At 67.4% G+C, this 25086-nt stretch carries 25 protein-coding genes and 1 tRNA gene; 12 read left to right on the top strand and 14 right to left on the bottom strand.

All coding sequences use genetic code 11. The features are described 5' to 3' along the window. The first annotated feature begins 12 nt into the window (after nucleotides 1-12). Nucleotides 13-1320, top strand: a complete 1308-nt coding sequence (locus NA8_RS24950) for a DUF7159 family protein (RefSeq protein ID WP_245663994.1) — start codon at nucleotides 13-15, stop codon at nucleotides 1318-1320. Nucleotides 1321-1464: 144 nt separating this feature from the next. On the opposite strand, the gene NA8_RS24945 is transcribed toward NA8_RS24950, so the two are convergent. From NA8_RS24945 to NA8_RS24935, 3 genes are all read right to left on the bottom strand, one after another. Next, nucleotides 1465-2742 (bottom strand): YibE/F family protein, encoded by a 1278-nt coding sequence (locus tag NA8_RS24945; RefSeq protein ID WP_063052792.1) that lies wholly within the window; start codon nucleotides 2740-2742, stop codon nucleotides 1465-1467. A 390-nt stretch (nucleotides 2743-3132) separates the two neighbouring features. Then, complete coding sequence (locus NA8_RS24940; protein WP_063052791.1) at nucleotides 3133-4386, bottom strand: pyridoxal phosphate-dependent aminotransferase; 1254 nt, start codon at nucleotides 4384-4386, stop codon at nucleotides 3133-3135. Between the two features lie 100 nt (nucleotides 4387-4486). Further along, entirely contained in the window at nucleotides 4487-5881 is a 1395-nt protein-coding gene (locus NA8_RS24935) for an NsdA family TPR-like regulatory protein (protein WP_063052790.1), read from the bottom strand. Nucleotides 5882-6057: 176 nt separating this feature from the next. On the opposite strand from NA8_RS24935, the gene NA8_RS24930 reads away from it, so the two are divergent. Then, on the top strand, nucleotides 6058-6507 hold the full coding sequence (locus NA8_RS24930; protein ID WP_063052789.1) for a hypothetical protein: 450 nt from the start codon (nucleotides 6058-6060) through the stop codon (nucleotides 6505-6507). A 77-nt stretch (nucleotides 6508-6584) separates the two neighbouring features. On the opposite strand, the gene dcd is transcribed toward NA8_RS24930, so the two are convergent. Continuing rightward, a complete protein-coding gene (dcd, locus tag NA8_RS24925) occupies nucleotides 6585-7184 on the bottom strand; it encodes a dCTP deaminase (protein WP_063052788.1) in 600 nt (199 codons plus the stop codon). Nucleotides 7185-7296: 112 nt separating this feature from the next. On the opposite strand from dcd, the gene NA8_RS24920 reads away from it, so the two are divergent. From NA8_RS24920 to NA8_RS24905, 4 genes are all read left to right on the top strand, one after another. Further along, on the top strand, nucleotides 7297-8070 hold the full coding sequence (locus NA8_RS24920; protein ID WP_063052787.1) for an SDR family NAD(P)-dependent oxidoreductase: 774 nt from the start codon (nucleotides 7297-7299) through the stop codon (nucleotides 8068-8070). Nucleotides 8071-8496: 426 nt separating this feature from the next. Next, nucleotides 8497-9210 (top strand): phosphatase PAP2 family protein, encoded by a 714-nt coding sequence (locus NA8_RS24915; RefSeq protein ID WP_157106903.1) that lies wholly within the window; start codon nucleotides 8497-8499, stop codon nucleotides 9208-9210. Nucleotides 9211-9827: 617 nt separating this feature from the next. Continuing rightward, a tRNA-Gly gene (locus NA8_RS24910) sits at nucleotides 9828-9901 on the top strand. A 178-nt stretch (nucleotides 9902-10079) separates the two neighbouring features. After that, the gene (locus NA8_RS24905) at nucleotides 10080-10616 is read left to right on the top strand and encodes an NUDIX hydrolase (RefSeq protein ID WP_063052785.1); all 537 of its coding nucleotides are present in this window, start codon (nucleotides 10080-10082) and stop codon (nucleotides 10614-10616) included. Here NA8_RS24905 and NA8_RS24900 read toward each other — a convergent pair. After that, nucleotides 10600-11961, bottom strand: coding sequence for an NsdA family TPR-like regulatory protein (locus NA8_RS24900; protein ID WP_063052784.1), 1362 nt, complete (start codon nucleotides 11959-11961; stop codon nucleotides 10600-10602). The two genes, NA8_RS24905 and NA8_RS24900, sit on opposite strands and share 17 nt — an antisense overlap. A 235-nt stretch (nucleotides 11962-12196) precedes the next feature. Between NA8_RS24900 and NA8_RS24895 the strand changes: the two genes are divergently transcribed. The 4 genes from NA8_RS24895 to NA8_RS24880 all read left to right on the top strand — a co-directional run bounded on the left by NA8_RS24895 (nucleotide 12197) and on the right by NA8_RS24880 (nucleotide 13847). Further along, complete coding sequence (locus NA8_RS24895) at nucleotides 12197-12733, top strand: hypothetical protein (protein WP_157106902.1); 537 nt, start codon at nucleotides 12197-12199, stop codon at nucleotides 12731-12733. Beyond that, the gene (locus NA8_RS24890; protein WP_063052782.1) at nucleotides 12730-13056 is read left to right on the top strand and encodes a hypothetical protein; all 327 of its coding nucleotides are present in this window, start codon (nucleotides 12730-12732) and stop codon (nucleotides 13054-13056) included. The genes NA8_RS24895 and NA8_RS24890 overlap by 4 nt, the downstream gene beginning before the upstream one ends. Before the next feature lie 67 nt (nucleotides 13057-13123). Next, a complete protein-coding gene (locus NA8_RS24885; protein ID WP_063052781.1) occupies nucleotides 13124-13552 on the top strand; it encodes a hypothetical protein in 429 nt (142 codons plus the stop codon). 10 nt (nucleotides 13553-13562) lie between these two features. Then, a complete protein-coding gene (locus tag NA8_RS24880; protein WP_157106901.1) occupies nucleotides 13563-13847 on the top strand; it encodes a hypothetical protein in 285 nt (94 codons plus the stop codon). A 214-nt stretch (nucleotides 13848-14061) separates the two neighbouring features. Here NA8_RS24880 and NA8_RS24875 read toward each other — a convergent pair whose 3' ends face one another. The 7 genes from NA8_RS24875 to NA8_RS24845 form a co-directional block, all read right to left on the bottom strand. Then, nucleotides 14062-15171, bottom strand: coding sequence for a methyltransferase (locus tag NA8_RS24875; RefSeq protein ID WP_063052779.1), 1110 nt, complete (start codon nucleotides 15169-15171; stop codon nucleotides 14062-14064). A 221-nt stretch (nucleotides 15172-15392) separates the two neighbouring features. After that, on the bottom strand, nucleotides 15393-16007 hold the full coding sequence (locus NA8_RS24870) for a uracil-DNA glycosylase family protein (protein WP_063052778.1): 615 nt from the start codon (nucleotides 16005-16007) through the stop codon (nucleotides 15393-15395). An 84-nt stretch (nucleotides 16008-16091) separates the two neighbouring features. Next, nucleotides 16092-16607, bottom strand: coding sequence for a flavin reductase family protein (locus NA8_RS24865; RefSeq protein ID WP_063052777.1), 516 nt, complete (start codon nucleotides 16605-16607; stop codon nucleotides 16092-16094). Further along, nucleotides 16600-17115, bottom strand: coding sequence for an NADPH-dependent FMN reductase (locus NA8_RS24860; protein WP_063052776.1), 516 nt, complete (start codon nucleotides 17113-17115; stop codon nucleotides 16600-16602). The genes NA8_RS24865 and NA8_RS24860 overlap by 8 nt, the downstream gene beginning before the upstream one ends. Nucleotides 17116-17126: 11 nt before the next feature. Further along, nucleotides 17127-18353 (bottom strand): SfnB family sulfur acquisition oxidoreductase, encoded by a 1227-nt coding sequence (locus tag NA8_RS24855; RefSeq protein WP_063052775.1) that lies wholly within the window; start codon nucleotides 18351-18353, stop codon nucleotides 17127-17129. Then, on the bottom strand, nucleotides 18353-19468 hold the full coding sequence (gene sfnG / locus NA8_RS24850) for a dimethylsulfone monooxygenase SfnG (RefSeq protein WP_063052774.1): 1116 nt from the start codon (nucleotides 19466-19468) through the stop codon (nucleotides 18353-18355). The genes NA8_RS24855 and sfnG overlap by 1 nt, the downstream gene beginning before the upstream one ends. A gap of 131 nt (nucleotides 19469-19599) precedes the next feature. Continuing rightward, on the bottom strand, nucleotides 19600-20991 hold the full coding sequence (locus tag NA8_RS24845) for a styrene monooxygenase/indole monooxygenase family protein (RefSeq protein ID WP_063052773.1): 1392 nt from the start codon (nucleotides 20989-20991) through the stop codon (nucleotides 19600-19602). A 98-nt stretch (nucleotides 20992-21089) separates the two neighbouring features. Here NA8_RS24845 and msrC point away from each other — a divergent pair, with 98 nt between their 5' ends. Continuing rightward, nucleotides 21090-21572, top strand: a complete 483-nt coding sequence (gene msrC / locus NA8_RS24840; RefSeq protein ID WP_063052772.1) for a free L-methionine (R)-S-oxide reductase MsrC — start codon at nucleotides 21090-21092, stop codon at nucleotides 21570-21572. A 49-nt stretch (nucleotides 21573-21621) separates the two neighbouring features. On the opposite strand, the gene NA8_RS24835 is transcribed toward msrC, so the two are convergent. Continuing rightward, nucleotides 21622-22839, bottom strand: a complete 1218-nt coding sequence (locus NA8_RS24835) for an acyl-CoA dehydrogenase family protein (RefSeq protein WP_063052806.1) — start codon at nucleotides 22837-22839, stop codon at nucleotides 21622-21624. Nucleotides 22840-22923: 84 nt separating this feature from the next. Further along, the gene (locus tag NA8_RS24830) at nucleotides 22924-23412 is read right to left on the bottom strand and encodes a MarR family winged helix-turn-helix transcriptional regulator (RefSeq protein WP_063052771.1); all 489 of its coding nucleotides are present in this window, start codon (nucleotides 23410-23412) and stop codon (nucleotides 22924-22926) included. A gap of 529 nt (nucleotides 23413-23941) precedes the next feature. Between NA8_RS24830 and dpgA the strand changes: the two genes are divergently transcribed. Further along, nucleotides 23942-25084, top strand: coding sequence for a 3,5-dihydroxyphenylacetyl-CoA synthase DpgA (gene dpgA, locus NA8_RS24825; RefSeq protein ID WP_084467071.1), 1143 nt, complete (start codon nucleotides 23942-23944; stop codon nucleotides 25082-25084). Nucleotides 25085-25086 lie beyond the last annotated feature (2 nt).

Below are 25086 nucleotides of genomic sequence, written 5' to 3'. Positions count from 1 at the left end.
GATGGGCAGCTGATGAGTTCGGTACTGGGAGTTTCGGTGGGGGCCGGCGCTGTCCGTATGGCGCGACCACATGCCGACAACCCCCACGGGCATGTCTCCCCGCATTCCTTCGATCTGCAGACCATTCCGGTCGTCGACCAGAGCGTGGAAGAGCTGGCTGCCGAAGCCATCGGCGTCACCCTGGAAGCCACGCCGGGGATCGGCGCCACCGCGATCGCCTACCGCAGTGAGCAGCACGCCCGCGCCATTCGCGCGGCCATGGCGCGCCAGCAGCTGACCAATTACGAACTCGTGCCGGAGATCGCGGCGGCACTCGAGTTCGCGCAGGCCACCGGTGATATCCGGGGCATCTCCTCGCTGGTCGTCTACGACCTGGGCAGCTCGGGCCTGACCGTGAGCGTGGTCGACACCCAGTCCCGCGAGGTGCGCCACAGCGAGCGCACCAGCGACATCAGCGGTGACTATCTCGACTCGTTGATTCGTGAGCAGCAGATCGCCTCTGGACGGATCGCGCATCCGCCGAACGCCGCCGGCCTGGCCGCCCTGGACGCGCTGTGCCGGGAGGCGAAGGAGCAGCTGACCACCAACACCGCGGTGGCGCTGCCGAGCGAACAGGGCTTGGTCCTGCTCGCGCAGGAGAACTTCGAATCGTTGATCATGCTGGCGATCGAGTCCTCGGCGCGGATGGCACGCGACGTGATCGTGCGCTCGGACCGCCCCGTGCACGGTGTGCTGGCCATCGGCGGTTGCGCCCGGATCCCGTTGGTGGCCAAGGTGCTCGAACGCTGGATGGGCGTGCCCGTCATCGTGCCGGACAGCCCGGAGACCGTGATGGCCCGCGGCGCCGCGCTGCTGGCCAGACCGGTGCGCAAGGAGACTCCCGCCGCGAGCGCCGCGCTGGACGACGAGCTGTCGCCCGCATGGTTGGCGGCCCCCGCCCAGCGCGGCAGACGCGAGATCAGCGGGGCCGTGCTGACGGTCAGCGCGCTGGCCGTGGTCGCCGCGATCGGGCTCGGCCTCGGCTACGGACCGCAGGTGCTGGAACGGGATTCGCATACCAGCGAGGGCTCGCCGTCGTTGTCGCCGACCACCGCACCGCGCACGACCAGCTTGGATCCGCAGATCGCGGTCGCGCCGGGTACCACGGAGTCGCCCGCCCACGAGTCGGTCGCCGCGCCGCCGCCGAACCGGCGGCAGACCACCAGCGAGGCGCCGCCCACGCCCGGCCCGAACACCATCGTGGTGCCCGGCCTTCCGCCGATCGTGGTCCCCACGATCCCGCCGGAGGTCTTCCCCTTCCCCCCGCCACCGCCACGCTGAGGGTGACCGCGACTCGGGGCGAGGTGGATGTCGAGCTTCGACGTGCGGCGGGGTGAGTTCAGACGCTGACGTGCCCGCCCGACGCGGATCGCAGCCGAAGTCCAGGCGCTGACCCGACGGAATCCGCGCGGCGGCCGGGCGAAGTCAGGCCCTGGCGTGCCGGGCTCGGTGCGGACGCGGGGGCGGTGTGGGCTCTTTGGTCTTGAACGGCCGGGCCAGCAGCACCGCGATGCCCGTGGTCAAGGGCACCGACAGCGCCAGCGCGATACCGCCGACCGCCGAGCGCGCGATCTCGATGGCCACCGCGTCACCGGTCAGCACGTCGCGGATCGACCGTCCCGCCACGCTGAACAACAGCAGCAGCGGCAGCGCCCCACCGGCGTAGGCCAGTACCAGCGTGTAGACGGTGCTGGCGATGTGGTCGCGCCCCACGCGCATGGCGGCTGCGAAGACCTCGCGCCGGGAGGCCGATTCATCGAGGGCGGCCAGCTCGAACGCGGCCGACGCCTGGGTGATCGTGACGTCGTTGAGCACACCGAGCGAACCGATGATGAACCCGGCCAGCAGCAGGCCGGTGATGCTGACGTGCTCGATGTAGGTCGCGACGTTCGTGTTCTGTTCCTCGGAAAGCCCGGTCAGATGGGTCATCTCGATGGTGAGCCAGGACAGGGCGGCGGCGAGCAGCATCGAGGTCAGCGTGCCGAGCAGCGCCGAACTGGTGCGCAGGTTCACCCCGTGGGCCAGATACAGCACCGCGTAGAGGATCAGGGAGCCCGCGACCAACGCGACCGGGATCGCGGGTTTGCCGTCCAGCAAGGCGGGCAGCAGGAACAGCACCAGCACCGCGAACGCGAACACCAGGCCCAACAGCGCACGGACGCCGCGCCACCGCGCCACCGCGATGATCACCACCACGAAAATCACGAAGATCAGCGTGAGCGGCATCCCGCGTGAGTAGTCCTCGAACGAGTACATCGGCGTGCCGCTCGGATCGGTCTGGCGGACCAATCGCAGTTCGTCGCCTGCGTGCAGGTCGGGTTGTCCTGGGCCCGGGGCGATCTCCAGCAACGTGCGGTTGCCCTTGTGCGGCCCGGACTCGATCGAGATCAGGCTGCGCTGGCAGGTATAGGCGGTGCTGCGCGGTGGTTCGGGCTTCTCGACGAACACCTTGCCCAGCGACGGGCTGCCGCACGGACCGACATCTTGCAGCACCACGGTGCCCGCCTCGGTCTGCACCGCGCCGCCGCCCGCGTTCTGCATCGGCAGCGGGATGTCGATGTGCTGCTTGCTCGGCCACAGCACGATCGCGGCGATGACGACGACGACTCCGATCACGGTGAGTAACCCGACGACCACGCGCGCCGCGGTCGCGCCGATCGCGATCGGCCCCGAATGATCGTGGTGATGATGGTGGTCGCTCACCGCGCTCCTACCTGTCAGATGTGGTTCTGCCCGGAGCGAGCCTAAAGGATTTCATTTTCAAGACCGTCGCGGCGTCACCGAACACAGGGGATACACGGGCAGAGCGATCCGATCGAAAAGAAAGGGGATTTTAGAGGGGGCGGCGGAGAGCAGGGGGATGTCTCCGCCGCCCGCAGGGCAGGCGGCCCAGGGGGGTAGGCGCCTAACCCGAGGCCGGATGTGCCCAGGGGGGGTAGGCAATCCGACCAGGCACTCAAAGTGCCGAGGACCACTGTACACAAAAGTACTTCTTTTGCGCTAGCTAGTCGCCAAATCCGACATGTATCCGTACACCGAGTTTGTTTACCGGCCGGAAGCGGGGCGATTATATGGTTCGCCGCCAACTTCTCACTACTGGCGATAGCTGGCGAGGAAGTTGCCGAAGCGTTCGATCGCGACCGCGAGATCCCGGGCCCATGGCAGCGTGACGATCCGCAGATGGTCGTGGTTCGGCCAATTGAAGCCGGTGCCCTGCACCATCAGGATCTTCTCCTGCAGTAGCAGATCCAGGATCAGCTTGGAGTCGTCGTAGATCTCGTAGACGTTCGGATCCAGCTTCGGGAACGCGTAGAGCGCGCCCTTCGGCTTCACGCACGACACTCCGGGGATCATGTTCAACCGCTCCCAGGCGACGTCGCGCTGTTCGAGCAACCTGCCGCCGGGCAGGATCAGATCCTCGATGCTCTGATGACCGCCGAGCGCGACCTGAATCGCGTGCTGCGCCGGCACGTTCGGGCACAACCGCGACGAGGCGAGCAGGTCGATGCCCTCCAGGAAACCGGCCGCGTGCTCCTTCGGGCCGGTGATCGCCAGCCAGCCCGAGCGGTAGCCCGCGACCCGGTAGGCCTTGGACAGCCCGTTGAAGGTCAGGCACAGCAGGTCGGGCGCCATGGTGGCCAGCGAGATGTGCTTGGCGTCGTCGTAGAGGATCTTGTCGTAGATCTCGTCGGCGAGCAGCAACAGCTGATGCTTGCGGGCGAGGTCGGCGAGTTGCTGGAGCACTTCGGCGGAGTACACCGCGCCGGTGGGGTTGTTCGGGTTGATCACCAGCAGCGCCTTGGTGCGGTCGGTGATCTTCGATTCGATGTCCGCGATATCGGGCTGCCAGCCGTTGGCCTCGTCACACAGGTAGTGCACGGGAGTGCCGCCGGCCAGGCTGGTCATGGCGGTCCACAGCGGGTAGTCCGGGGCCGGGATCAGCACCTCGTCGCCGTTGTCCAGCAGGGCCTGCATGGTGATGGTGATCAGCTCGGAGACGCCGTTGCCGAGGTAGACGCCGTCCACGTCGAGTTCGGGAAAGCCGGGCACGAGCTCGTAGCGGGTCACGATCGCGCGCCGCGCCGACAGGATGCCCTTGGACTCGGAGTAACCCTGGGCGTACGGGAGCGCCGCGATGATGTCGCGCATGATCACGTCCGGCGCCTCGAACCCGAACGGGGCGGGGTTGCCGATATTGAGCTTGAGGATGCGGTGACCCTCGGCCTCCAGCCGTGCCGCGTGCGCGTGTACCGGTCCACGGATCTCGTAGACGACGTTCTGCAGCTTCGTGGACTGCTCCAGAACACGCGGGGGGCGGTGCGGATGATGAGGACTCACGCGTCCCATGGTGCCATCCGTCGCAACTGGATAAACCGTCACTCCGAGCTGATCCCCGGGCTCCGCGCCCGCGACGGCGTCCCGGGCACAGCGAGGTGTGACACGTCACTCACTGGGCCGGGCCACCCGGCGGGATGCCCTTCGCCGCGGTGGAGCCGCAGAATTCCTCGATCCGCTCGTCCAACCGGCGCGCCTCGACCGAGTCGCGGAACGCCGGGGCCGCCATCCACCTGCGCATATCGGTCAGGCGCTCCTCGAGCTGCGCGATGCGCTTGTCCTCGTCGAGCCCGAGCACCGGTTGCAGCGCCTCGGCCGCGCCATCCAGGCTGCCGTTGATCAGGTGGGCGGCCGCGCAGTCGACTCTGGCCAGGGCTTCGGCGCCGTAGGAGCGCTGTTCGGACGGGCCGTTCGAATACAGCTCGATGGCCCGCTGCGTGGCGCCGAGCGCGCGCTCCGCCTGACCGAGGTGGATATAGGTAGCGCCGGCGTAGTAATTGGCCTTGGCGTCGTTGAAGCCGAAGACGCCGCCCACTTCGTCGTGCAAGGTGTCGGTGGCGGCGATTTCGCGGGCATCGTCGGCCGCCCGGACGCAGCGATCGGTGTCCGCGGCGCTGCCCAGCGCCGACCAGATGCGCGCCTCGATGTTGAGCAGGCGCACCTGCGCGGTCGCCGACTCGGCGAACTCCTGCCCGCTCTGGGCGAGCTGAACCGCCCGGCGGGGGCGCTGCGACCAATACTCGATCAGCGCGTGCATGCCGCGGGTCCAGGCGCGAAGGCCGTTGTGCCCGCACAGCTCCGCGTAGGCCCAGGCGGCACGGACTTGCTCCCCGGCCGCGTCGTAATAGCCCAGGTCGGTGCTCGCGTTGGCGAGCAGGCCAGAGAGCGTGCCCGCCAAGAGATACAGATGACCGGTATCGGCGGGCCGCTGATGGCCTTCCAGCAATCGGTACACCCGGCGCCGCACCCGCACCATGTCCACCATCATCGGCACCGGCGGAATACGCACGTAGTCGTTCGCGATGCGCACCACATCCGCGTCGAGCTGTTCCAACGTGCTCGCACCGACATTGGTGCTCTCGGCCTTGCCGGCGTGCTCGCTGGCCTCGTGGGCAGCCGCCATGATCAGATCCCTCTCCGAAATCGCCGCTAACGCAACACCTCTCATCGCACCGGCGTCTATGAGAGCCAAAAGGTCCGCGTCACTCGAATAATCAACGCGCGCCGAGGCGCCGGCGCGCGCATCGAATCCCGGCGGGACGGGTCGATCGCCCGAGGGCTGATCGATCAAGGCCGCGAACCGGGCTCGCACTACATCGTCGGACCTGGCCAGTGAGGTATCCAGAGCGGCTTGGTTGATCGGTCGTGGATGAACCCGGACGCCCCCGGCTTCCCACTTCGACACCAAGCGTTCGTGCACACCCAGATGGGCGGCGAATTCCCTGATGCTCATCCGCTTGGCATCGCGAAGGGCGCGGGCCTCTTTGCCTGACCAATGCCTGACCACGGTGCCATCCCTTCCGAACGAACCCCTTCCAGAGTACGAGCGGATTGTGAGCGCGGCCACAGCTGAAATGTGACCGGCATCAAAGGCAGCGGAAGGGCAGCGGTAAGCGGGCTGACGGGCGATACCCAATCACACTGCGGGCCGCGAACATTGAGTCGGAAGGCAAGGAGTTCGCCGTGAATGTCGAGAAACTCAGGACCGTGGACGATTGGGTGGCGTTCTATCGGCACGAGTTCGGATTGCCGGTCACCGAGCGTGGCGGTTTCGCCATGCTGCCGATCACCGGACGCGTCTGCGTAGTCCACCTGCCGACCGCGCGTGCCGAAAAGGTGCGCGTCGCACTGGAACAGCAGGGAACGAGGGGTCCCATGTTGGCCAGGCAGATCCGATGGAGCTTCCTCGCCGAGCCCGACAGCCGACCGGGACCGCAGGTGCTAGAGGTGCTCAATCGGCTGGATATCGGCCTGCCCGCCATCGGCAGTGCCGTGATGTTGCCGACCGGTCTCGGTCGCTGGACCCGGGAAGGGTGCTTCTGGGTCAGCCCGCCGAGCCGCGGTGACGCGCTTCCACCGCTGTCCGTCATCCTCACTACGGCGCTCGCGGTGGGAGCGGGCGGCGGGGACTGATCACCTCCGCGGTCAGATCCCCGCTGCCGTCCGCCGGGTCCGCTTCTCCCCCACAGTCGACGAAGCGGACCCGGCGGTCAGCGTGTTTCGGCGGCGTCGATCGCGGCGGCCGGAATCGGGAAGTTGAGATAGGACCGCGACGGAGTCGGTCCGCGCTGGCCCTGATACTTCGAACCCGCCACGGCGCTGCCGTACGGATGCTCCGCCGGGCTGGTCAGCCTGAGCAGGCACAACTGGCCGATCTTCATCCCGGGCCACAGCGTGATCGGCAGATTGGCCACGTTGGACAGCTCCAGCGTGATGTGCCCGCTGAACCCGGGATCGATGAAGCCCGCGGTCGAGTGGGTGAGCAAGCCCAATCGGCCCAGGCTGGACTTGCCCTCCAACCGTCCGGCCAGATCGTCCGGCAGCGTGCACACCTCGAGGGTGGAGCCGAGCACGAACTCGCCGGGGTGCAACACGAACGGTTCACCGTCGGCCGGCTCGACCAGACTGGTGAGCTCGTCCTGCTGCTTCGCGGGATCGATGTGGGTATAGCGGGTGTTGTTGAACACCCGGAACATCCGGTCCAGGCGCACGTCGATGCTCGATGGCTGGATCAGGTTCTCCAGCAGTGGCTCGACCCCGAGACGCCCAGCGGCGATCTCCGCGCGGATGTCACGATCGGAAAGCAGCACGCGACGAGCGTAGCGCCTGCTCGCCGGGGCTCCTCAGCCGCACAGTGATATGGAGAGAACGATATCCTCGCATTCACTCGGGCGGCGCCGCCCGCGATCGAAGGGATGAACCATGACCGAGGGCTCGCTGTTCGACCTGACCGGCCACGTCGCCGTCGTCACCGGAGGCAACTCCGGCATCGGTCTCGGCTTCGCCCGGGGCCTCGCGCGGGCCGGAGCCGACGTCTGCGTGGTCGGCCGCAACGCCGAGCGCAACGAGGCCGCCGCCGCCGAATTGAGCGCCTTCGGCGGCCGCGTGCTGGCGCTGAGCTGCGACGTGGGTGAGGAGCAGCAGGTGATCGACACCTTCGGGCGCGCGGTCGCCGAACTCGGCCGCATCGACTCCTGCTTCGTGAACGCCGGTGTCAGTCAGGGTTTCATCCCGTTCGTGGAGACCGATCTCGCGGAATTCCGCCGGGTCACCTCCCTCAACCTCGACGCGGCGTTCGTGACGCTGCGTGAAGCGGCGAAGGTCATGCTCGCCCAGGGCGAGGGCGGCAGCCTGGTCGCCACCGCGAGCCTCGCCGCCCAGCAGGGTGTTCCGCGCGGGCAGTCCTACGCGGCCAGCAAGGCCGGGCTGATCGCCATGGTGAACTCGATCGCGGTGGAGCTGGCCAAGCACGGCATCCGCGCGAACTCGGTGCTGCCCGGCTGGGTCGAGACGCCGATGACCGACGGGGCCTTCGCCTGGGACCGTTTCCGCGAACGCGTCCACCCGAGAATCCCGGTTCGCCGCTGGGGCCTGCCGAGCGATTTCGAATCCGTCGCCGTCTACCTCGCCAGCCCCGCCAGCGGCTACCACACCGGCGACACTCTCTTGATCGACGGCGGCTACAGCAAGTTCTGAGGTCAGTCCGCGTCGGCACTGCGGCGCTTGACCCGCCGACCTGCGCTCGGAGTGTCGACTGGCAGTGGCGGCCGACACAGGATGGCCGAGCCCTGTCATCGCCTCCCTCGAGAGGGCCCAGGCCACAACGTGACGATGGTCGGGGCCCGGATACATCCGCCGTAGCCGACACTGTCGCCCCGGCGCAGGAAGCACTTGGCGCTGGCGCGGATCGCGGGGCGATCGCATGGCATCAGTTTCTCGACGACCAACTCGCCCCCGGCCGACGATCCGCTCAGTGCAGCCGTCGCGGACGGCAACGCCGGTCGAACACCGAAGGTGGGATCTTCGGCCTGCACCCTTGGTATTCGCCGACGTCGCCGGTGTCATCCGTGGCGGGAAGCGGACCGGGTTACCTCGCAGCGTCCGGCATGGCAACGTGGAGTGGTGACCTCCTCCCGCATCCGGAACGTCATCGTGGTACTCACCGTGTTGCTAGTGGTGTGCGCCGCGGTTCTCACGGCAGGCGTGGTCGGGGGCGGCGGCCCCGGCAAGGTCGATCGCGGCATCGCCGACTGGGCGATCACGCACCGCAGCGACGCGCTCACCCCGGTCGCGGTGGTCGTCAGCGTGCTGGGCGGCACGCTCGCCATGACGGCCCTGGCCACCGCGGCCTGCCTGGTGCTGTCCTGGCGGCGGCGGTGGACGTCGGCGGCGCTCGTCGCGACCACCGGGCTCGGCGGTGGGTTGCTGGTGCGCGGCGGCAAACGGCTGACCGACCGCGACCGCCCGCCCGTCGAGGAACACTTGATCAACGTGTCCAACCAGGCCTATCCCTCCGGGCACAGCCTGGGCTCGTTCGTCGTGGTCGGCATCGTTCTGGTGGTCGCGCTACCCGGCATCCACGGACCCGCCCTCCGAGCGGGCACGGCGATCGTCGCCGCCCTGTTCGTCGCCGCGGTCGGCCTGTCCCGCATCTATCTCGGCGTCCACTGGACGACGGACGTCGTCGGCGGCTGGTGCTTCGGCGCGCTCTGGCTCATCCTCTGCCTGACTGTCTATCGACATCTGGCGCCCACCGCCCCGGGCACGTCCGGGGACCACCTTTCGAGCAGAGAGACGGACAGGACCGCGACTTCCTCCGGTCATCGAGCGGAATAGTCCGGAGTAGATACTCGACGGCCGTACCGAGGTCCGAACAGCTCGTCATCAGCCCGTTTCCAGACCGAACGTCCGGACACCGGACACCGGGAATAGACACGCCGGATGATGGACTCGAGGCCGTCGATTGCGCGGCTCGCGTCATCGCGGCTCGGCCATCTCTTCGAGCAGGCGCGTGATCCCGGCCTCCGCGATCCCTTTCGCGCGCCCGAGGTCGTCGGTCGTCTCGGAGTACGCGCGGATCGACCCGCCCTCGGATGGTGTCGCAGCCGGAGCGTTCGACCGCACTCAGCGGCTCTGACAGAGCAAGCTTTTCACGCCTCTGCGACGCGCCTGACCGCGCAACACGCCGATTTCCGGCGAGGGATTTCCGCAACGGGATGGCTACCGGTCGATAGCGCACGGCTCGAGACCAGGGATCTCGAGAGCTGGTTTTGTGAGGATTTTGGGAGGAATTTTGTGAGGAAACGCGCCTGAACGCCGCCGAACGCGGCTCAACGCAAGATCAGCTCTCCCTCACCACCGACTCGTCACGAGAGGGCATCCCCGCAGGTCAGGGCCGTCTACCAGGGCCTTTACCGCACCCGCTCGGCGTCTGCTAAAGTCTCGGGTACCTTGCCGATGTAGTTCAATGGTAGAACTTCTGCTTCCCAAGCAGACAGCGCGGGTTCGATTCCCGTCATCGGCTCCACCACAAAACCCGCCCTGACCAGGGCGGGTTTTGCTTTTGAGACCAGCGGTCGAGTGGGGCACTGCACCCGATGGGCATTCGGTAGCGGCACACCGGAATCGGTCGAATCACCCCAGGTCAGAGCATACGGAAGGTTGCTCGCGATCGCCCTGTGGCCTTCGGTTGCTACCTTCGACATGTGAGCCGAACCCAGTGGACTATCCATGGCGAGCACCTCGTCGACGAGAACCGACACATCCGACTCACTACCGTTGACGTCGAATTGCCTGACGGCGCGAGGTTCACGCAGTACGTCGCCCGGATGCCAAGATGCGCAATGACACTGGTCTTGAACGAGAAGCGCGAAGCCCTGCTGATGTACCGGCATCGGTTCATCATCGACCGATGGGTGTGGGAACTACCCGGAGGCTACGTCGACGGTGCCGAGGACGTAGCGCTCGCCGCAGCTCGCGAAGTCGAGGAAGAGACCGGCTGGCGTCCCCGCACCATGGAACACCTCGTCACCTACCAGCCAGCGATCGGCACGCTCGACCAACCGCAGCAGATTTACCTTGCGCACGGCGCCGATCTGACCGACAACCCGCCGGACACCAACGAGGCCGAACGGATCGACTGGATCCCCTTACCCGAGGCGATCGCGATGATCGACCGCGGGGAGATCGTCGGCGCAGCAACAGTCGTCGCGCTGTATCGCGCTCTCACTCTGTCGCTCTAGTCGCGGCGAGCACCCGCCGCCGGAACTCCGCAACGTCATCGAGTTCGTCGTACGGAGCGAGTCGGAATCGGACTTCGCGAAGGTAGGAATAGCTGCGTCGCGACTCGAGTCCGCCCGCCAGTTCGAGCGCCTCGCCGCCGATGCGCACCGCCTCATGCGGGTCGACATCCGCGACGGCAGATGCGAGCAGGCACAGGTTGAACGCTCGACCCCGCAGATAGCCGTCGGACATGTCGAGGGATTGCTCGGCGTAGCGAGCCGCCCGGGCAAGGTCTCCCAGGTCCCGGAAGCAGTGGGCGGTCTTGGCCGACAGGTAGGCGCCGTCGAAGTAGTTCAGCCACTCCGGCCGACCGGAATCGCCGCGGCCGAACGCGCGTTCAGCTGCGTTCAAAGATGTCGCGCAAGACGATTCGTCTAATCGCGCGGCGTGGCCGTGCGCCTCGACCATCAGGCACTCGGATTCGAGTGCGGCCAAGCCGGCGTTTCGAGCTGCGATCTGCGCGGCGCGGGCGAGGTCGACGGCATCGCCCGGGCGGCCGACGTACGTCGCCTGGTGACTCATCGCTGCAAGGATCTCCGCGCCGAGTCCGGCGTCGCCCGCGGCGCGCGACATCCTCAACGCCTGTATGAGGTAGCGCTGCGCGAGTCCATGTTCCTCGAGATCGTAGGCGGCCCAGCCCGCCAGCTTCGTGAGCTCGGCAGTGGTGGCGAACAGCTGCCGCCCGATGCGCTCGTTGTAGCTGCCGCGCAGCAGTGGTGCGACGGAACTGTGTAGGTAGTGGACGATCGTCGAGCGCACCTTGCCCCCACCGACACGGTTGTCGAGGTCTCGAAACGCAGTCGTCATGGTCCGCACGGCATCAACGTCGCCCTGTCCTATGCGACGAGTTCCGGCGGAGACCGGGTGCTCGGGTCCGGGCAAGGTCAGCCACCGCATCGACGCGGCCGGGTAGACCGCGACTGCGTACGATGCGCCGACTAGGAACCGCCTGCGCTCCACATCGCTCCTCCACAGCGCTGTTGCCGAGGCGGTCGCCTCGGCGAGACTCAACGCGAACTCCAGTCCGAGATCGGCACCCTCTCCTCCGCCGGCCATCCCGCAGTCGGCAGCGGCAACCCGGCGGCCCGCGACCTCAGTGAGACACTCCGCGATCAACTCGGGCCCTGGTGAGTTGGGTTGTTCGCCTGCCAGCCAGCGCCCGACCGAGGTGTGGTCGTAGCGCAACTCGACGCCGACAGCGCGGCCGCGCTCGACGACTCTGCGGGCGAGCGCCTTGTTCGGTAGGCCCGTCTCCTCGAGCAGCTCGGCGAGTTGTGTGTTGGGCTGCTTGGGCTGCCGTCCCATTTCCGGAGTGTGGCACGCGAAACGCTTGGCACGCCATGAATTCGATCCCGTGCACACCCCGTGTGCACACACCCGCCCAGCATGCACGCCTTACGGCGGGGCGCCCACTTGACGTGTCCTTGATCTATGCATCCGGCGCCGGGTGATGCCAGCCCATCGGCAGCACTGAGCTGCCAGCCGATGGCGAGAGCCCCGGCGTCGGGTGCACACCAACGCACCCAGCAGTGAGGACGGTATGACCGCAAAGTCGATCGGGTTCCTGCGAAAGGATTTGGCAACGGACCCCCTGCGAGACGCAACGACGATCCGCGAACTTGCTGAGCGAGTGGGCCACACGCTCATCGAAATACTCACGCCCGGTGACGAGGTCGAGCCCGAACCCGCCACGTGGTTACTTGCCCGGATCCACCGCCACCGTGCCGCGGCAGTGGTGATCGCGGACCAGCGCCACATGGCGGAGCCGGTGATCGACGCGATCACCGCGGTGTGCAGTGTCGTTACGCCCGTCCAGATCATCCCCTGTCACGTCCAGTTTCCGGAGGGACGAGCGATTGAGTACGAGTATTCGCCCGCACTGGAAGCCGTGCGCGCCGCATTCGAGGCCGACGACGCGGCGAAGCTCGCTATCGCACGCACCGAGGGTCCGCTCTGGATGGCTGTGGACAAGCCGCGGACATGGGTGTTGGTCGATGAGGACGGCACGCCGGGAGAAGAGTTCAGCGTCGGTCCGGCGTTCGGCGCATCGGAGCTGCACGAGGGAGATGCCGAGTGAACGGGTGGGTCACCTTCGCAATCGGTCTCGGCGCCGCGCTCGTGGTCATGGTGCCGGTAGTCGCCGCCTCGATGTGGTGGCAGGCACCCGCCGACCGCGAGGCCGCCAAGGCGCGCGTCGCTGAGCAGCGAATGGACAACACGTTGTGGGCTACGGGCTTTCCGAATGATGCGCCGGCGCGGGATCTCGGTATCCACGAGGCGCACATGACAATGCAACGGCATCGCGGGTGCCGCGCAGACGAGTGCCGACGTAAGGCGGCGGCACGGCAAATCCTGATAAGCGCGGGCCGGATGAAGCCTGACACCACGCGGGAGTACTGAGTATCCGCCGCAGGGGGTTCTGATCTCTCCCGTGGGGTGCGGGAGTAGTAGGTAATGGAGGATATCCATGAGATACAACGCGATTCGGGCAGCCTTCACGGTTGTCGCAGTCAACGCCGCATTGCTCGGCGGGCAGACGCTCACCACCACGCCGGTCGCGCAAGCAGCTGGCGGTATTTGCACATTCGAGTTCAACAAGAGCCCGTACGTGCTGCACAAGGCCGTCGTCGTCGGCGGAACAGTGAAATGCGATCCCGCCCCGCTCGGGTTCCACCTGACGTTGCAGCTGTGGCATCGGTCGGGCACCAGCAACCCGAAGCCGAAGGGGGAGCCGGGCATTGTCACGCAGATCCCCAATCCCAGCGTCCACGTCGCCACGATGGCGTTGGACTGCGTGCCCGGCGTGTGGCAGGGCAAGATCGTCATACGGGCCACCTGGGACACCGGGACGGACGAGGGCCGCAAGGAGACCGCGCCCACCTTCATCCAGTGCTAAGTTCACTCCGATGAAGCTGCTCGTTATCAGTAGCGGCCCTGCCACATGGTCGAGGCGCTGGTTCTTGTTGCGCTGCCACGTGTACTACTGGTTTCGGCGTGTCTCCCGCGAGCCCGGCTATACCGGCGAAAACCAGTGGAATCCTCACCGCGAATACGGTGGCTGGGTCATCCGTCCGGCTAGCGGATGGCGACGGTTCCGCTGGATAACCCCGCCCCTGCACTACACGCGCGCCATCCCCGCCGACGACATGTACGCCGTCGGCAGTTGGATGCTGGAGAAGCTGGAGAAGTAAGTCCGGCAATCCCAGATGCAGCGCGCGTCCGGGCTCCGTCGGCTTGCGACAGACCGGTACGTTCGAACCATTCTGACGCGATCTGTACCCTGCGCTCTGAGAGATTGCTGGATTCTCTGCTTCCCAAGCAGACAACGCGGCCCATACCCGTCCTCGAGTTCGAGTCGCACATGGCTGGGGCGAATCCGCGAGAGACCCCTCCGTTATGTGCCACTCAACGCGGTACCAGGCGGTAGAGGGACGTTGTTTCGGCGGCGCGGGCGGTGGCGAGCGGGGAATCCGGGTTGTTGGCTCGGGGGTGGGTGGGGCGGATGTCCAGTTGAGCCGCTATTCGGAGGCCGGCGGCGGTGATGCGGGCGGGTAGTTCGTCGCGGGTGCGCAGGCCGAGGTGTTCGGGGAGGTCGGAGAGGATCAGCCAACCTTCGCCGCCTGGGTGCAGGTGGGCGGGGAGGCCGGAGAGGAAGGCCTGCAGCATGGACGAGTTCTCGTCGTAGACACCGCTTTCCAGGGCCGAGGTGGGTGTGCCGGGGAGCCAAGGTGGGTTGCACACCACGAGGTCGGCTTTGCCGTCCGGGAAGAGAGCAGGGCCTTGTACGGCGACGGAGGACAGGCCCAGCCGGTCGAGATTGGCACGAGCGCAGGTGAGCGCGCGGAAGCTGTTGTCAGTGGCGATGATTCGGAGGCATCCGCGTCGAGCCAGGATCGCGGCGAGCACGCCGGTTCCCGTGCCGAGATCGAAGGCGGTATCGGCGCGTTCGGGTAGGGGCGCGGTGGCGACGAGGTCGACGTACTCGCCCCGTACCGGGGAGAACACGCCGTAGTGCGGATGGATATGGTCGCCGAGGGCGGGAACGTACACGCCCTTCTCTCGCCATTGCGCCGCACCGAGCGCCCCGAGCAGTTCGGTGAGCGCGACCACCGTGCGCCCCTGCGGCAGGCCGTACGCCTCGGTGCACGCGCGTCGCACGTCGGGTGCGCGCCGCAGCGCCAGGGAATAGTCGTCTTCCAGCAGCACGAGCAACTTGCCGAGCACTTCCGCGCGCCGACGACGCGACGCGCGATACCGCCGGAACGCTTCGGCCGAATCATCGCCCGGCGGAACCTTCCGGTCCACCCGCCGGCCCATCGCACGCAGCAGTTGCCGCGCATTGTGGAAATCACCGCGCCACAGCAGGCCGGTTCCCGCTCGCGCCAGTCGACAAGCCGCGGCGGCGGTCGTGCGGTCGTTCACCACCATGACCGGGTGAGGTGGCGGCGCGCCATTCGCCGAATGCCAGCGGGCGGTCGTATTGATGTCGTCTTCGGTCCAGGAAACGGTGGACACCGCGAACTCCTCGTGATCGAACGTGCATGGGCACGACGAGCACTTCGCCGCAGGGTCGCGAACAGAACTGTGCGGCTACCGCACAGCAATCACCCGGATTGGCTACACCCACGCCGAAGTGCGCGAGGAATCACCGAGAACCATGCCGAGCGTCACGACCAGGACCTTTCCGAGGGAGACGCACGAGTCTCCCACAGCGGCGACTACCGGAGCAAAGCCCCTCAGTCGAGCAACCGGACGGCCGTGCGGATCGCCGCTTCGAAGCTGCGACGATTGTCCGGATGGTTGATGCCGGGCGGACAAGGCGAGGCTCCGTGCACCAAGTGGATATTCGCGCCGGTCAACGACATTTTCCGCCAGGCACGCTGTGCCGGCCGGCCGAGCAGCACGACCACGCGCAGCCGCGGAAGCAGTTCGAGCATTCGGCGCGTGTACGGCTCGGCCCTGCCGAGTTCGAAACGCGAGGGGGCGCCACCCGTGCTCGGAAACGGGCAGGCGTTCCAGGCGGTACACCGCGCCCGGTCCAGACCGGTCGCGGCACATGTGCGGAAGAAGTTCTCCGCACCCACGTCATCGTTGTCCCAGCTGAGAAACCTTCTGTCGCGCAGGTCGGGATCAGCGTCGCCCTCGGGGGCTTTCAGCACGAACAACAGCTCCGCCGCGACACCGCCGAACAGCGGATCAATGTAGGGCAGATTTTCGAAACGAGTATCCGCTTCGATGCGATCGACCAGCTGATTGAGCGCGCGAACGTGCGGCATCTCGATCGCGGCCGCGGCCCGTTCGCGCCGAATCCGGCGCTCGCTCAGTGCTCGCGGATGATCGGGGATCTTCACGGGCCACCTCGGGAACCGCCGACAGCGCTACAGCATCACCCTACGCGCCCGGAACCGGTCGCCGGGGCGGTTCGCACCCGCGAGTCAGGCTGCCCCGTTGGCCGTTTCGGCGTGCAAGCGGCGGAACTTGCTGCCGTGGAAGACGAGAGGGTCCACGTCGGTGCGGGTGGCGATGCGGTGGATACGCAGGATGACGACCGCGTGGTCGCCCGCTGGGACGTGCGCCTCCTGGACGCCCTCGATCCAAGCGGACGCGCCGTCGATGAACACGGCGTCGCCCGAACCGCGGTGCAGTTGGATGTCGCGGAAGCGGTCGCCGTCGCGGGTGCCCAGCGTGCGGGCGGCGGCCTGCTGGTCGGTGCCGAGCAGGCTGAGGCCGAGGTGGCTCGCGGCGGCGAGCTTGGGCCAGGTGGCCGAGGAGTTCTGCACGCAGAACGAGACCAGGGGCGGGTCCAGCGAGACCGGAACGAACGTGCTCACGGCCAGACCATGCGGGGTTCCGTCGATTTCGGCGCACACCGCGACGACACCGCTGGGGAAATTCGCGAACGCGCGCCGCAGACCGGCTCCGTCGGCGGGGAATTCGAACAGGTCATGCATGATTCGCAGCCTTCGAGCTGTGGGCCAGTGCCTGGGCGACCGAACGCCACCGACCACTGTACCGGTCGATGACGCCGTCCTCAGCGAATGTGCGATCGGACAGGTAGATCCCGGGCAGTGCGGCGGTGGCCCCGATTTCGACGAGCACGGGCTTGAGCAACAGGTCGGGCGCCAGGGCGTGGGCCGGCCCGGCTCCGAGCATCACCGGGACCGCTAGCACGCCTTCCAGGCCGGTTCCGCCCTCGAACTGTTCGAGGAACAGCTTGAGCAGACCGGTGTAGGTCGCCTTGAAGGTGGGGCTGGCGAAGACGACGAGTTCCGAGCCCGCCACGGTGCGCACCGCCTCGGCCACGGCCGGGTCACCCCAGCTGAGCAGGGCGGGACCGAACTCGACAAGGTCGATCACGGTGGGTTCGGCCTCCGGACGCAGTCCCCTGGCGACCGAGGTGGCCGCGGTGAGCGTGCGGGAGGCGGGTTTCGGATTGCCGACGACGACAGTGACTGTCATTTCGTCTCCTTTCAGATCACACCGTGTAGCGGCGGCGCGGCGTCGTGCAGCAGAGCCCTGCCGATGTGCTGGTACTTCCAACGCACCGGATCGTGCAGGGTGTGCGTGCGCGCGTTGCGCCAGAAATGGTGCAAGTTCAGATCCGCTGCGGCGCTGCGCGTTCCGCCGACTTCGAACAGCGCGGCGGACACGTCGTTGGCCGCGCGGTCGGCGAGCACTTTGGCGGTCGCCACGGCCAGGGACGCCTGGGCGACGCCGTCGACGCCGTCGACGCCCGGATCGGTCCTGGTGGCCGCGTCCACGGCCCATCCGGCCGACGAGAGCGTCGCCTCGGCGGCGGTGACCGCGACCGACAGCTCACCGAAGCGCTGGATCAACAACGGGTCGTCCACCGCGTTCGCCACCCCTGCCTCGAACCACGGGCGGCTTCTCGTGCGCACGAACTCCGTGGCGGCGCTGAGCGCGCCCCGCGCGATGCCGGTGTCGATGGCGGCGTGCAGCAGCTGCGCGAACGCGCCGTAGCCGGTGGGTGCGCGTACCGCGCCGGAACGGGGGATCACCTGGTCGCGGTCGACGAAGACCTCCTCGAAGGACACCGTTCCGCTGCCGGTGGTGCGCTGCCCGAGCCCGTTCCAGTCGTCCACCACGCGCACTCCGGGTGTGTTCGCGGGCAGGTAGGCGACGTACTCCCCGGGCTCGAGGCCGCTGCGTCTCTCGGGATCGTCCAGCCGGGTCAGCACCGCGAACAGGTCGGCGAACAGCGATCCGGTGCAGTAGTACTTCACGCCGTCCACCCGGAATCGGTCATCGACCGGCCGCAACGTGGTCGCGATGTCGGCGACGGTCGCGCCGCCGCGCTCGGTCTGCGCGTTGGCGATGCGCCCACCGTCGAGCACCCGGCCGAAGTATCGCTCCTGCTGCTGCGGCGTGCCCGCGAGCCGGAGCAGGTTCACATACACGAAGTGACTGTGCGGGATCTGCGCGATATTCGGATCTGCCGTGGCGAGGATCCGCGTCACTTCCGCGACCACGCTCGGCGGCAGATCCGCGCCGCCGTAGGCCGCAGGCACGGCGATCGCGAGCAAACCGCTGGCCGCCAGCCGATCGACCTCCGCGTACGGCAGCAGGCGATCCCGGTCGCGTTCCGCCGCCCCCGGCGCGAAGTCCGCCGCCAGCCGCTGCGCGACAGCGAACGCCTGTGCCGCCGACAGGATGCGATCGGCGGCGACCGCGGTCATCAGTTCACCGCCGCGACAGGCCGCTGAGCGGCTTCCAGCTCGCGCACCAGCGGAAGCACCTTCGCGCCGAAGTACTCGATCTCCTCCTGGAAGTGCAGGAAGCCGCCGAGGATCAGGTCGACGCCGAGCTGCTTGTAGGCGACGATCCGCTCGGCCACCTGCTCCGGCGTACCGATCAGCTGGGTGCGGAAACCATCGTTGTACTGCACCAGGTCTTCGAACGTCGAGTCGGCCCACATGCCCTTGCGGTCCTTGGTGGACGCGCCCGCCTGCTGCACCGCGTCCCGGAAACCCTCCACCGCGGGCTTGTTCGCCTTCGCGACGATCTCGCGCAGGGTATCGCGGGCCTCCTTTTCGGTATCGCGGGCGATGATGAAGCCGTTGAGTCCGAATTTCACCTCGCGGTCGTGGGCGCGGGCGACGGCGCGCAGGTCGTCGAGCTGTTCGGTCACGCCGTCGAAGTCCTTGCCGTTGGAGAAGTACCAGTCGGCGTAGCGGCCGCCGTTGCGCCGGGCAGCGGTCGAATTACCGCCCTGGAACAGTTCGGGATTCGGGCGCTCGGGCGTGTTCAACGGCTTGGGCTTCAAGGTGAAGTCCCGGATGCGATAGAAGTCGCCACCGTAGTTGACGTTGTCCTCGGTCCAGATCTTGCGGGTCACCTCGAGGAATTCCGCGCTGCGCCGGTAGCGCTCGTCGTGCTCGAGCCACGGCTCGCCGAGCGCGGTGAATTCTCCGGCGAACCAGCCGGAGACGACGTTGATGGCGAACCGTCCGTTGGACAGGTGATCGGCGGTGGCGCCGAACTTGGCCAGCACCGCCGGGTGCCACAGCCCGGGATGCACGGCCGCGATGACCTTCAGTCGTTCCGTCGCACCGAGCAGCGCGAGACTGAACGAGGTCGATTCGTGCTGGTATTCGGCGCCGTAGGAGGCGGTGTAGCGCACCTGGGACAGCGCGTAGTCGAAGCCGTTGTTCTCCGCGGTCCGCGCGAGCTTCTTGTTGTACTCGAAATCCCAGCCGGTGCGCTGTTCGATATCGCTGGTGACCAGTCCCCCGCTGACGTTGGGCACCCAGTAGGCGAACCGGATCTGCTCGGCGATCTGCTCCGTGGTCATAGCTGCTCCATGGTTTTTCGGGGGGGGAAGCCGTCGGATCGGAGGCCGGACGCCACGCATGCGTCCGGCGCTCCTCTCACTCCAGCACCTGCCCCCGGTCGGGACGAGGTTTTGAATCTGTGCGATTCGGATCAGGCGTCGGCGAGCGCGGCCGAGTAGCTCGACCTGCTGAACGTGCCCGCGGGCGCGAACCGGCCCAGCAGCGCGGCGGCGTCCTCGCCGGTGACCCGCGTAATGAACTCGTTGACCGCTTCCGGCGAGTCGACCGGCAGGAACGGCTGCGGGCGATGCAGCAGGCCGACCAGCGCCGAGGCGAACGCCGGGTCCACGGCCGCCGCCGCGAAGAACGCGTTGCCGATCTCGCCCAGCTCAGGATCACTCAGGAACAGCCTGGTCACCTTGTTCGCCGCGTCCGCGCGCGCGGCCAGGAACGCCGCGTACTGCCGCGCGATCCACGCCTCGTCGAACGGCCCTTCGTGCACGGCGGCCGCCGCGACCAGCCGCTGAGCCTGGATCAGGCCGCTCTGCGCGCCCTGCCCGGCGATCGGGTCGTAGGCGATGGCGGTGTCACCGAGCGCGGCGACCACGTGTCCGCCCGCGGTGCGCCCCACACCCGACCGCACCACCGGGCGCACCGCACCTTTCAGCCACGAGTGCGGGTCCTCGGGGATGGTCTGGGTGGCCAGCACCTCCGGCAGATCCCAATCGATGTAGTCGCGGTAGAGGTCTTGCACGATGCGGTGCGCCGACTCGGCGGAGTCCGCCGCGGCGAAACGCTTCTCCCAGTCGCTGCCGGGACGCGCCCAGCCGAGGAAAGCCCAGCTCGGCCCAGCGTCCTTGTGCAGATAGGGACCCCACCACCCTTCACCCTGGTCCGCGAGGATGGAGAAGCCGCTGTGCGCGCCGCCCGCGACGCTGCGATGGGCGAAAACGTTCTCGTCGTGCCCGATTCCGGTCACGGTGACGGTGAGCAGCGAGCGCTGCGGCGCGTCGTAGGGGGTGCGCCGCGCGTCGACGGGGAACAGATCCGACAGTCCGCCACGTCCGGTCGCGACCAACGTGAGGTCGTTGGCGGCGGCGATGCCGTCGAGCGTCTCCGGTGTCACCTGCTCGACCACGAACCGGCCGCCGCGCTCCAGGAACGCGGTGAGCCGCTCGTCGGACTTGAGCCTGGTGTCCACCGCCACGCCGACGTATCCGTCGAAATGACCGTCGAATTGGATCAATTCGGGACGATCGGGGCCGGATCCGGCGATGCGCACACTCAGGCCGGTGTGCCGGGGCGCCCGGGCAGTGTAGCTGTCCAATCCCAGCGCGGCCTCGGCCTGCTGGGTCTCACCGAATTCGAGCGCGGTGCCGGTGGCGGGCACATCGTCACGCAAGGAGCGCTGATCGCGCTCGCTGTAGATGGTGACGTCGAAACCGGCGTCGAGAAGTCCTAGCGCCGCAGTGACGCCGGTCTGTCCGGCGCCGATAACCGCGGCCGAACGAGTGGAACGGGAAACGGATTGCTGCGATGTCATGCAGGGATGATGCGATGCCCGCCAGGTGCGCGCAGAGTGTTGCGATCACCGAGAATGAATGGGCAGACAGCGAATTCCGAGCGCGTACCATTCGGGCCATGTCGTTCGTCGCCGCCGATCTGACCGGAGACCGCCCCGAGCAGTACCGACAGCTCGCCGCGCAGGCCGAGGCGCTGGTCGCGGGCGAGACCGACCGCATCGCGAACGCCGCCAATCTCTCCGCGCTGGTATTCCACGCGCTACCCGATGTGAATTGGGTGGGTTTCTATTTCTACGACGGGCGGGAATTGGTGGTCGGCCCGTTTCAGGGCAAGCCCGCGTGTGTGCGCATCGTGCTCGGAAAAGGCGTGTGCGGCACCGCGGCCGAATCCAGGACCACCCAACTCGTGCCGGATGTGCACGCGTTCGACGGCCATATCGCCTGTGATGCCGACACGCGTTCGGAAATAGTGGTGCCACTGGTCCGGGACGGTGATCTGATCGGGGTATTCGATCTCGACAGTCCACGGCCGGGCCGTTTCGATGACATCGATCGGGCGGGGCTGGAGGCGGTAGCCGGGATATTTCTCGCCGCTCTCTGATCGCGTCGCCGGGCCGGGAGTTCTGGCGCCGCCGATGCGATGCGGCGGGTCACTGCGCCGCTCCCCCGGTGCGCTCCCCCGCGCTCCACGCGAACGGCAGGTCGGCGCCGTTGAGCAGATGATCGCCGATGGCCCGCGCCTTCTGGATCGCGGGGTTGTGCACCGAGACGGTGCGGGCGTTGCGCCAGTGCCGATCCAACCGCAGCCGTTCGGCGACCACCGAAGCGCCGCCGACTTCGAACAGCAGCGACGTGGCGGGCAGCACCAGGTCGATGACGGCCAGCTGAGCCCGGGCCGCGGCGAGTTCGGCCGCCACCAGGGCGCTCTCGTCCTTCGCGCCGCCCGCCAGCACCTCCTCCAGCACGTCGGCGACGGCGAGCACACTGGCTTCGGCGGCGAACGCGGCCGCCGAGAGGCGCCCGATCACCTGCTGCACCAGCGGGTCGTGCCTGGGCAGGTCGGCGGTGGAGTGCGTGTAGCCGCGGGTGCGCGCCGCGACCCACTCCCGGATGTCGCGCTCGGCGCGCTTGGCGATGCCCGCGAGCACCGAGAGCTGGACCAGTTGCAGATAGGAGGTCGCGTAGGTCGGGCCGGGCGCGCCGTAGCCGGGACCGAGAATTCGATCCTCGGTCACCACCACGTCAGTGAATTCGGTGGTGCCGCTGGCCGTCAGCCGCTGGCCGAAGCCGTCCCAGTCGTCGTGCTGACGCACTCCCTCGGCGTGCGCGTCCACCAGAACGCCGACGCGCTCACCGTCGCGGTCGGCGGCGGCCAGGATGTAATCCGCGTACAGCGATCCCGTGCTGTAGTACTTCACACCGTTGAGCAGCCACCGTCCGCCGTCTTCGGTGAGTGTGGTGCGGTAGCGGTCCACCGCGCCGACGCCCGGTTCGGTGATCGCGTTGCCCACCAGCGTGCCCTCGGCCACCGCACGCAACCAACGTTCCCGCTCGGGCCCCTGGTCGGCCAGCAGTTGGTCCTCGACGAACGAGAAGTGCACCCGCAGCGCCTGCGGCAGGTTCGATTCGGCGGCGGCGAGTTCGATGAGCAACCGGAACAGCTGCCGGACGGTGACGCCGTATCCGCCGAACTCGACCGGAACGCGCAACGCGCCGAATTTCGCCGCACGCAGCGCGCCGACCTCGTCGTAGGGCAGGGTGCGATCGATTTCTCGCGCTACGGCGCCCTGGGCGATCCGGTCGAATATCGGGCCGAAGATCGCATCCAGATCGGAGTCGGTAGTGGATTTCGCCTCGGTGGTCGTCATCAGCTCACGATCGCGCACCACGGCCGGGTGCTCACGGGTTGCGCGCAGCGCGATCGAAATGCGAACCCTTGGCCGTCGGTCGAGCTACTGGACGGGTGACTCGAGCTGATCGGCCCGGCTCGCCGAGGCCGACTGGATGCCCGCGAGATTCCGCAGCAGGGCGAGGGCGCTGGGATGGTCGTCCGGTTCGAGCGCTTCGAAGAGGACGCGCTGCACCTCATCGGCTTTCGGGAGCAGCTGCGCGTATTCACGGCGTCCGGTGCGGGTGAGGGCGATCCGCCGTTCCCGCTTGTCGGCGGGGTTCACGGATCGCTTGATCAGATTCTTGCGTTCCAGGGCGGCGGCGGCCTGCGCCATTGTCGAGGTGTCGGTCCGGACGCGGAGGGATATCTCGTGCTGGGTCGAGGGCCCGTCGCTGTAGACGACATTGAGAATCGCGAACTGGGTCGGCGTGATCGAGTCTCCTACCGTGGCGTGCCAGATGGAATTGTGGCGCTGGTAGAGCAGCCTGATCAAGTGGCCCGGCGTCTCCGAGAAGACATGTGGCGCCAGCGCCGAGGTGAGTGACTCCATTCGCTGATTAGACCACGGTCACACCGGCGCCCGGCGTTGTTTCGGTCGCTTGATCAACTCGGTCTCCGGTCGCTGGCACTGCGCCAATAGTACGTGTACGGACTATCTTCCTCTGTCGGATCGACCATCGTATTTACTTGTGCGCCAACATTTTTCACGGTTCGCGAACTGAGATACAAGCGTCCCCCTAACGTTTAGGGGTTGCCACCCCTGATCGAGCAGGGGTACTGTTCGGAATCGATCGAACTGGCGCTTCCGGGCTCGAACCGGAAGCCGAAACACCACATAGTCGCCCTGCGACTGTGCCGTACGGATCGATTCTCGGGGGGAATGGGGGTGGCATACCAATTTATTCGACGTGCCCTGCTCGATGAATGCGCGCTGCGCATTCACGGGTGATAAAAGGTCCGACTGATACCGTCGGCCGGCTCCGGCGAGCCGGGTGAACAACCGGCGGGAAACGCGTCACATTTATCGGTCTATCGCGCCCGCGCAATCGCGCGCCCACTAATCAGCACAGGAACTGACCATGACGACCATGAGCACCGCCCGGGTCGAAGCACTCGAGCCGAAATTACGCACCCTCCCCCAGCAGGCAACCACTCCACCGAAGCTGCTCGGAGTGGCCACCGCCAACCCACCTGATCGCTACAGCCAGCGCGAACTCATCGATCTGCTGAAGATCACCGACCCGAAGATTCGCGGCGTCTTCCTCAACGGCGGGATCGAGCAACGACATTTGACCCTGCCCCCGCGCGGCGAGGACGGTGAATTCCGCGTCGAGACCCAGGCCGAACTACTGGCCAAACACCGTCGTCAGGGTGTGCGCACCGGTGCCGACGCGATGCGCGAGTGCCTGCGCGAAATCGGTCGCGACCTGCACGACGTGCGGTATCTGGTGGCCGTCACCACTACCGGCTTCCTGACCCCGGGATTCAGTGCGCTGCTGATCAACGAACTGGGCCTCGGCCCGGATACGGCCCGGCTGGATGTCGTCGGCATGGGCTGCAACGCCGGGCTCAACGGGCTCGGCGCCGTGGCCAACTGGGCCTGCGCCCATCCGGGCGAACTCGCCTTGCTCGTCTGCTCCGAGGCCTGCTCGGCGGCCTACGTGTTCGACGGGACGATGCGCACGGCGGTGGTGAACAGCCTCTTCGGTGACGGCGCGGCCGCGCTGGCGGTGCAGGCGGGCGACGGCATCGGTCCGGGCGAGCGCGGTAGGCCGACCCCGGCGCCTACACTGCTGACCACCAGCAGCTACATGATCCGGCACGCGGTCGGCGCGATGCGCTACGACTGGGACGAAGACGCCGGGAAGTTCAGCTTCTACCTCGACAAGGAAGTGCCCTACGAGGTCGGCGCGCACGCGGAGATCGTGATCGACAAGTTGCTGCGCGGTACCGGTCTGCGGCGCAAGGACATCGCGCATTGGACCGTGCACTCGGGCGGCAAGAAGGTCATCGACGCGGTCAAGATCAACTTGGGCCTGACCTCCTACGATCTGCGCCACACCACCGGGGTGATGCGCGATTTCGGCAACCTGTCCAGTGGCTCGTTCCTGTTCTCCTATCAGCGGCTGCTCGCCGAAGGCCGGGTCCGGCCCGGCGACTACGGGGTCCTCATGACGATGGGCCCGGGTTCGCAGATCGAAACAGCTCTGCTCCGTTTCTGATT

Origin of the sequence: Nocardia arthritidis NBRC 100137 (assembly GCF_001612765.1) — a bacterium.
Taxonomy (GTDB): domain Bacteria; phylum Actinomycetota; class Actinomycetes; order Mycobacteriales; family Mycobacteriaceae; genus Nocardia; species Nocardia arthritidis.
The sequence above is the reverse complement of the archived record's forward strand: the minus strand, read 5'-3'. Positions and strand labels throughout refer to the sequence as shown.

Coding starts and splice junctions, on each gene's coding strand:
- NA8_RS24950 (WP_245663994.1), top strand. CDS start 13: ATGAGTTCGGTACTGGGAGTTTCGGTGGGGGCCGGCGCTGTCCGTATG.
- NA8_RS24940 (WP_063052791.1), bottom strand. CDS start 4,386: ATGGGACGCGTGAGTCCTCATCATCCGCACCGCCCCCCGCGTGTTCTG.
- NA8_RS24920 (WP_063052787.1), top strand. CDS start 7,297: ATGACCGAGGGCTCGCTGTTCGACCTGACCGGCCACGTCGCCGTCGTC.
- NA8_RS24900 (WP_063052784.1), bottom strand. CDS start 11,961: ATGGGACGGCAGCCCAAGCAGCCCAACACACAACTCGCCGAGCTGCTC.
- NA8_RS24895 (WP_157106902.1), top strand. CDS start 12,197: ATGACCGCAAAGTCGATCGGGTTCCTGCGAAAGGATTTGGCAACGGAC.
- NA8_RS24885 (WP_063052781.1), top strand. CDS start 13,124: ATGAGATACAACGCGATTCGGGCAGCCTTCACGGTTGTCGCAGTCAAC.
- NA8_RS24880 (WP_157106901.1), top strand. CDS start 13,563: ATGAAGCTGCTCGTTATCAGTAGCGGCCCTGCCACATGGTCGAGGCGC.
- NA8_RS24865 (WP_063052777.1), bottom strand. CDS start 16,607: ATGCATGACCTGTTCGAATTCCCCGCCGACGGAGCCGGTCTGCGGCGC.
- NA8_RS24860 (WP_063052776.1), bottom strand. CDS start 17,115: ATGACAGTCACTGTCGTCGTCGGCAATCCGAAACCCGCCTCCCGCACG.
- NA8_RS24855 (WP_063052775.1), bottom strand. CDS start 18,353: ATGACCGCGGTCGCCGCCGATCGCATCCTGTCGGCGGCACAGGCGTTC.
- sfnG (WP_063052774.1), bottom strand. CDS start 19,468: ATGACCACGGAGCAGATCGCCGAGCAGATCCGGTTCGCCTACTGGGTG.
- NA8_RS24845 (WP_063052773.1), bottom strand. CDS start 20,991: ATGACATCGCAGCAATCCGTTTCCCGTTCCACTCGTTCGGCCGCGGTT.
- msrC (WP_063052772.1), top strand. CDS start 21,090: ATGTCGTTCGTCGCCGCCGATCTGACCGGAGACCGCCCCGAGCAGTAC.
- NA8_RS24835 (WP_063052806.1), bottom strand. CDS start 22,839: ATGACGACCACCGAGGCGAAATCCACTACCGACTCCGATCTGGATGCG.
- NA8_RS24830 (WP_063052771.1), bottom strand. CDS start 23,412: ATGGAGTCACTCACCTCGGCGCTGGCGCCACATGTCTTCTCGGAGACG.
- dpgA (WP_084467071.1), top strand. CDS start 23,942: ATGACGACCATGAGCACCGCCCGGGTCGAAGCACTCGAGCCGAAATTA.